Annotated in this window: 5 protein-coding genes; 4 read left to right on the top strand and 1 reads right to left on the bottom strand. The window is 61.1% G+C overall.

Annotation, left to right across the window (positions count from 1 at the left end):
* Window positions 1-646: 646 nt before the first annotated feature.
* Entirely contained in the window at window positions 647-994 is a 348-nt protein-coding gene (locus tag BVK86_RS27920) for a DUF6124 family protein (protein ID WP_075949453.1), read from the bottom strand.
* A 569-nt stretch (window positions 995-1,563) separates the two neighbouring features.
* On the opposite strand from BVK86_RS27920, the gene BVK86_RS27915 reads away from it, so the two are divergent.
* The 4 genes from BVK86_RS27915 (at window position 1,564) to BVK86_RS27900 (ending at window position 6,275) form a co-directional block, all read left to right on the top strand.
* Window positions 1,564-3,081 carry a CoA-acylating methylmalonate-semialdehyde dehydrogenase gene (locus BVK86_RS27915; protein ID WP_075949452.1) on the top strand — a complete coding sequence of 506 codons (1,518 nt, stop codon included), beginning with the start codon at window positions 1,564-1,566 and terminating at the stop codon, window positions 3,079-3,081.
* Window positions 3,082-3,190: 109 nt separating this feature from the next.
* Window positions 3,191-3,580 carry a tautomerase family protein gene (locus BVK86_RS27910; RefSeq protein WP_075949451.1) on the top strand — a complete coding sequence of 130 codons (390 nt, stop codon included), beginning with the start codon at window positions 3,191-3,193 and terminating at the stop codon, window positions 3,578-3,580.
* A gap of 36 nt (window positions 3,581-3,616) precedes the next feature.
* Window positions 3,617-4,663, top strand: a complete 1,047-nt coding sequence (locus tag BVK86_RS27905) for an NAD(P)H-dependent flavin oxidoreductase (protein WP_075949450.1) — start codon at window positions 3,617-3,619, stop codon at window positions 4,661-4,663.
* A 229-nt stretch (window positions 4,664-4,892) separates the two neighbouring features.
* Window positions 4,893-6,275 (top strand): iron-containing redox enzyme family protein, encoded by a 1,383-nt coding sequence (locus tag BVK86_RS27900; protein WP_075949449.1) that lies wholly within the window; start codon window positions 4,893-4,895, stop codon window positions 6,273-6,275.

Here is a 6,275-nt window from a genome sequence, read left to right as displayed (position 1 = left end):
TGGCCTGCCAGCGATGGCGGCCTGACTGTCAGCCTTGCATTTGCTGGTGTACATATCCGTTGCTGCGGTAACGGCTGCTTAGGGTTCCGCTCTTACAGCGGGTCACTTTGGAAAAGCCCCAAAGTAACCAAAGGGCTCTTGCCCCTTTCGTTCGGTGCCTCGCTGTGGCTCGGCATGCCCGCGCTCCGGTCCTGCTCCGTGGGCCCGCCGCCATCGGCCATCCATGGCCGGGGGCGGCTAACCCGGCATCCATGCCGGGTTGCCCACTGCGCAGAACCTGCGCTCGGCCTCTCGATGGGGCACGAAAATCAAAAGCCAAATCAAAAGCGAGGCGGCCTGACAGGCGACCTTGATGTTGCGGTCGTACCCGATTCCTGTGGGAGCTGGCCTGCCAGCGATGACGGCCTGACAGCCGACCTGGCTGTTGTGGCCACACCCGATTTCTGTAGGAGCTGGCCTGCCAGCGATGACGGCCTGACAGCCGACCTGGCTGTTGTGGCCACACCCGATTTCTGTAGGAGCTGGCTTGCCAGCGATGGCGGCCTGACAGCCGACCTCGATGTTGCGGTCGTACCCGATTTCTGTAGGAGCTGGCTTGCCAGCGATGGCGGCCTGCTGGCCGGCCTGAAGGGCTTGGGGGCTTGCGTTACTCCGGCGGATCAATCTGATCCAGCACCCGGTTCGCGGTGATCTCTGCCAGCATCACGCTGTTGGAAATACCCAGCAGGGCATTGCGATCTCCACCCTCCAGCTGATGGACCATGACATCAACCGAGGCCAGTGTTTCCACTAAGTACACCATCAGTGTTTCGGTCGTGACTGCGGGGTCGACGGTGAACAGTGTGCTGACGGTACGCGGCGTGGCTTTGATGTCGGCAGTCGACGGGAAGTGGTAATCGAGCGCGCGTTCGGCGGCTTCGTTGAGTTTGTTTGAATCGGGTTCGTAGGGGGAGGCTGGATCGGTGCCTGGCGGGTTCGGCGTAGGTTTAATCATTTTCGGACTCCAATTGTGGAGCCGTCACCGTCTTGCGACTAAACAAGGGTGGCAGCTGTACGCAGGTTAGTCGACCGGGGAGTCACGAATCCGGCGCGCCCGAAGGCGCCCTGCGCACAGCTACCATGAAGTGCAGGCATGAATTGACCTGACTATCTGGAAGCAGATACGCCTCGTGAAACCATCGGGCGACTAAACCCGATCACTGATGAGCAGTGACACGAATCAAGTTACCGATGGCCCCCAAGGCGCACAAGCCGGCGGATTCTGGCGTACCCATAGGCAATGACGCAAGGCTTTGTAGCCCTCATCCAGTAACCGCATACGCCTTTAAACAGGCGCTTTCATTGAATGTTTAACGAGCAGGTGTGAGCCTTTCTCACGAGTTTTTCCACCCAAGCCCCGACGAATTACCTTTCACCATTTCTGATCCAAAGAATCATTAATCATCATTTTACATGATTATGTGCCTGGCCTACCTTGGCTCTGTCAGCCGCGCCAACGTCGCGCCTGGCGTTCCAGAACAACAAAAAGAGATGGCTCTTATCCACCAGCAGGGGACACCCGCCATGAGCAACCAGCCAGTAGACATCGCACATTACATTCACGGCCGCGCCGTGCCGGGCACTTCCGGGCGCGCGCAGAACGTTACCAACCCGGCCACCGGTTCGGTGGTCGGCCACGTGGCCCTGGCCAATGTTTCTGAAGTCGACGCAGCGGTTCAATCGGCCGCGGCCGCGTTTCCCGCCTGGTCGGCGACGCCGCCGCTGCGTCGTGCGCGCATCATGTTCAAGTTTCTGGCGTTGCTCAACGAGCACCGTGACACCCTGGCGCGGATGATTACCTCGGAGCACGGCAAGGTGTTCACCGATGCCCAGGGCGAAGTGACCCGCGGTATCGAAGTGGTCGAGTTCGCCTGTGGTATTCCGCAACTGCTCAAGGGCGACTACACCGAACAGGTCTCCACCAATATCGACAACTGGACCGTGCGCCAGGCGCTGGGTGTGGTGGCCGGTGTCACGCCGTTCAACTTCCCGGTGATGGTGCCGATGTGGATGTTCCCGGTGGCCATCGCCTGCGGCAACACCTTCGTGCTCAAGCCGAGCCCGATCGATCCTTCGCCCTCGCTGCTGATTGCCGAACTGTTCAAGGAAGCCGGGTTGCCCGACGGCGTGTTCAACGTGGTGCAGGGCGATAAAGAAGCCGTGGATGCGTTGCTCGATCACCCGCAAGTCCAAGCCGTGAGCTTCGTCGGCTCGACGCCAATCGCCAACTACATCTACGAAACCGGCGCTCGCCACGGCAAGCGCGTCCAGGCGCTGGGCGGGGCGAAGAACCACATGGTGGTGATGCCCGACGCCGATATCGATCAAGTCGTCGATGCCCTGATCGGCGCGGCCTTCGGCTCGGCCGGCGAGCGCTGCATGGCGATTTCGGTGGCGGTGTTTGTTGGCGATGTGGCCGACAAGGTCATGCCGAAACTGGTCGAACGCACGCGCACATTGAAGATTCTGGAAGGCATGAACCTGGCTGCGGAAATGGGCCCGATCGTCTCGTCTGCCGCCTTGCAACGCATCACCGGTTACATCGAGCAGGGCATCGCTGAAGGCGCCGAAATGCTGGTCGACGGCCGTGGCTTTGATGGCGCGCAGGCCGGTGCTGATTGTGCCGAAGGCTTCTGGCTGGGCGGGACGATCTTCGACCACGTCACCCCCGAGATGAAAATCTACAAAGAGGAAATCTTCGGCCCGGTGCTGGCGTGCATGCGCGTCAAGGATTTCGCCGAGGCGGTCGACCTGGTCAATGCCCATGAATTCGGCAACGGCACGGCCTGCTATACCCGCGACGGCCACATCGCCCGTGAATTCGCCACCCGCATTCAGGTGGGCATGGTCGGCATCAACGTGCCAATTCCGGTGCCGATGGCATGGCACGGTTTTGGTGGCTGGAAGCGTTCGCTGTTCGGTGACATGCATGCGTATGGCGAAGAGGGCGTGCGCTTCTACACCAAGCAGAAGTCGGTGATGCAGCGCTGGCCGAACAGCATTGCCAAGGGCGCCGAGTTTGCCATGCCAACCTCCAAATAGACTTTGACGCTTTCGGGTTTGGAAGGCGTGCTGGCGCGGGCTTGTACGCCATTCTTTTGTCCCGGGGGGCGAGCTCCTTCGTCCCCGATTTTTCCCAGGGTGAATCGCGATGCCATTGCTCAAGTTCGACATTATCCGCGGGCGCACCGATGAACAGTTGCGCACGTTGCTGGATTCGGCACACCAGGCCATGGTCACGGCGTTCGAGGTGCCCTTCAGTGATCGCTATCAAAGCGTCACGCAACACGCTGCGGGGGAACTGATCCTGCACGACACCGGATTGGGTTATCCCCGCTCGGCCAACGTGGTCCTGTTGACGGTGATTTCCCGACCGCGTTCACAGGCGCAGAAGATCGCGTTTTACCGTTTGCTGGCTGAACACCTGCAAGTCGATTGCGGCCTCTCAGCGGACGATCTCATCGTGTCGCTGGTGGAAAACAGCGATGCGGACTGGTCGTTCGGAGGCGGCCGCGCGCAATTTTTGACCGGGGAGCTCTAGCGCTCCACGTTCACTCATCCCATTCAAGGTGCTGCCATGTCCAACCCTCTGCTGTCCCTTTTGAACATTGAACTGCCGATCATTCAGTCGCCGATGGTGGGCGTCTCCACGCCCAGACTCGCCGCAGCGGTATCGAATGCCGGTGGGCTCGGGTCCATCGGTATCGGGGCAAGCAACGTCGAACAAGCGCGGGCCATGTTGCGCGAGACGGCTGCGCTGACCAACAAGCCCTTTAATGTGAATCTGTTCTGCCACGCGCCGGCCATTCATGACGCTGCGCGTGAGGCGCAGTGGCTGGCGTTTCTCGCCCCGTTCTTTGCGGAGTTCGAGGCCGCTGCGCCAACGGCACTGCGCGAGATCTACACCTCGTTTGTCGAAGACGCCGGCATGCTGCAGATGCTTCTGGAGGAAAAACCGGCGGTGGTCAGTTTCCACTTCGGCTTGCCAGCGCAACCGGCCATCGATGCCCTCAAGGACGCCGGTATTGTGCTGCTGTGTTCCGTGACCAGTCTGGCCGAAGCGCAATCGGCGGAACGCGCCGGCGTGCATGCGCTGGTGGCGCAAGGGTACGAAGCCGGCGGGCATCGCGGGGTGTTCGATCCACAGCAGGACAGTGAGATGGGCACATTTGCCCTGGTGCGTGTGCTGACCGAAACCTGCCGGCTGCCGGTGATTGCTGCCGGCGGCATCATGGACGGCGCGGGCATTCGGGCCGTCATGCAGCTGGGTGCCAGTGCCGCGCAATTGGGTACGGCTTTCATCCTGTGCCCCGAGTCCTCGGCCAATGCGGCTTACCGCGAAGCCCTGAAAGGACCGCGCGCGCACCTGACGCGCGTCACCAGCGTCATCTCCGGTCGACCAGCTCGGGGCATGGTCAATCGCAACTTCACCAGCCTTGAGGCCAATGCCCCGGCCTTGCCGGACTACCCGATTGCCTACGACGCGAACAAGGCGCTCAATGCGGCGGCAGCGGCCAAGGCCAATAGTGAATTCGCCGTACAGTGGGCCGGGCAGGGCGCGCCGCTGGTTCGGGAAATGCCGGCAGCGGCGTTGGTTAACTTGCTGGCGGCGGAAATGTACTAGCGCAACACGGCAATAATGGCGTCGGCCTCGGCTGAGTCCGACGCATGGGGAGCCGTGGCTGTTTGAGCGCCGCATTTTGGCAAACCCATGCCACCGGTCCCGCTCTCCTGCAAACCGATTGAATTTTCCGCGCAGGGCTAAATCTTCTGTTCAACGAGCAAGCGTTTTGTGTTGTCGGCACCTGATTCCAGGGGCGCAGCCAAATGCACCGCCCAGGAGAGAAACGTCCATGACTTCGTTCGAGCCCCTGTCCGGCACACCTTCAGCGCTGTCAGGCCCCCTTGCCGCTGAGCGCTATCGAGAACTGTACGATGTGCTCTACAGCAACGGCGCTGAGGCCGGGCCGCAGGCGGAGGCTTTCCTGCGCGAGCAAATGGCCCGCGCCGCTGAACTGCCGTGTGATTTGCCCGAGGCGCCGGAGCAGTTGTCGGCATGGGCGCAAGCCCGTTGCGCGGCAGTGGCTCAGGATTACGCCGGTTACCTTGAGGACCGCAAGCAAGGCGGGGCGCGCCGATATTTTTCGAACAAGGCTCATGCCCTGTATTTCCTGCAACGCGTCGCACCGACCAAAGAGGTCGACGGCGCCTGGCTGGCGGGCGTGCTGGAATACTGGCAGGACGTGCGCTACGACGGACTCCTGAACACTTATCTGGAAGAACTGGGCAGGGGCGATCCTCGGCAGAATCACGTGGTGATCTACCGTAATCTGCTGGCCGCCCACGACTGTGGCGACAAACAGGGACTGGCCGATGAGCACTTTGTGCAAGGCGCGATTCAACTCGCGTTGGGCCGATGCAGCGACGCATTCATGCCGGAAGTCATCGGTTATAACCTCGGTTATGAGCAATTGCCGCTGCACCTGCTGATCAGCGCTTATGAACTGCGTGAGCTGGGCATCGATCCGTATTACTTCACCCTGCACGTCACGATCGACAATGCCAGTAGCGGCCATGGGCACAAGGCGGTTGAGTCGGTGCTGGAGCTGCTGCCCATGGAACTGGGGCGGAACGAGTTTTTCCGGCGTGTCGCTGTGGGCTATCGCCTGAACGATCTGGGAATGGGCACGACGGCGGTGATTGCCGGTTTTGAGTTGCAACGGGAGGTGATTGCGATGCTCGAGCGCAAACGCTATTTCGGCCAGCACATGCATTCCGACTATTGTCAGATCGAAGGCAAAACCGTCAATCAATGGCTGGCGTCGCCGGGGCAGATTGCCGGCTTTCTCGGTGCGCTGGAGCAAAAGGGCTGGATCAAGCGAAACCGGTCGCCGCAGGACAGCCGCTTCTGGCGCTTGATCGAGGGCAACACCGCAGCCATGTTCGGCGTATTCAGTGGCTACGAAAAGCAACTGCTGCACGACTGGATTGCCGGTGACTGGCAGGACCCGCAACGGCCAAAGCCGATAGCCCGGGATCACAGCGACAGTGACGCCCTCGACGCGAGCCAGACCCACGACTCCGAACTCATCGCGTTGCGAAAGACCTTGAGTGATCAGGCGCCGCAGCAACAGCTTCAAACTTTGATCCCGTGGCTCTCGCCCCAGCGGCATTGCCGTCCGGCGGGGCTCTACGCTACCCGGCGTTTTATTGAAACGGTAGCCCGCTTGCGCTGA

This window comes from Pseudomonas reinekei (genome assembly GCF_001945365.1).
Taxonomy (GTDB): Bacteria; Pseudomonadota; Gammaproteobacteria; order Pseudomonadales; family Pseudomonadaceae; genus Aquipseudomonas; species Aquipseudomonas reinekei.
This window is presented reverse-complemented; position numbering and strand designations above follow the sequence as displayed.

Bases quoted from the DNA above. Each gene is read 5' to 3' on its own strand.
- BVK86_RS27900 (WP_075949449.1), top strand. From the start codon at position 4,893: ATGACTTCGTTCGAGCCCCTGTCCGGCACACCTTCAGCGCTGTCAGGC.
- BVK86_RS27915 (WP_075949452.1), top strand. From the start codon at position 1,564: ATGAGCAACCAGCCAGTAGACATCGCACATTACATTCACGGCCGCGCC.
- BVK86_RS27920 (WP_075949453.1), bottom strand. From the start codon at position 994: ATGATTAAACCTACGCCGAACCCGCCAGGCACCGATCCAGCCTCCCCC.
- BVK86_RS27905 (WP_075949450.1), top strand. From the start codon at position 3,617: ATGTCCAACCCTCTGCTGTCCCTTTTGAACATTGAACTGCCGATCATT.
- BVK86_RS27910 (WP_075949451.1), top strand. From the start codon at position 3,191: ATGCCATTGCTCAAGTTCGACATTATCCGCGGGCGCACCGATGAACAG.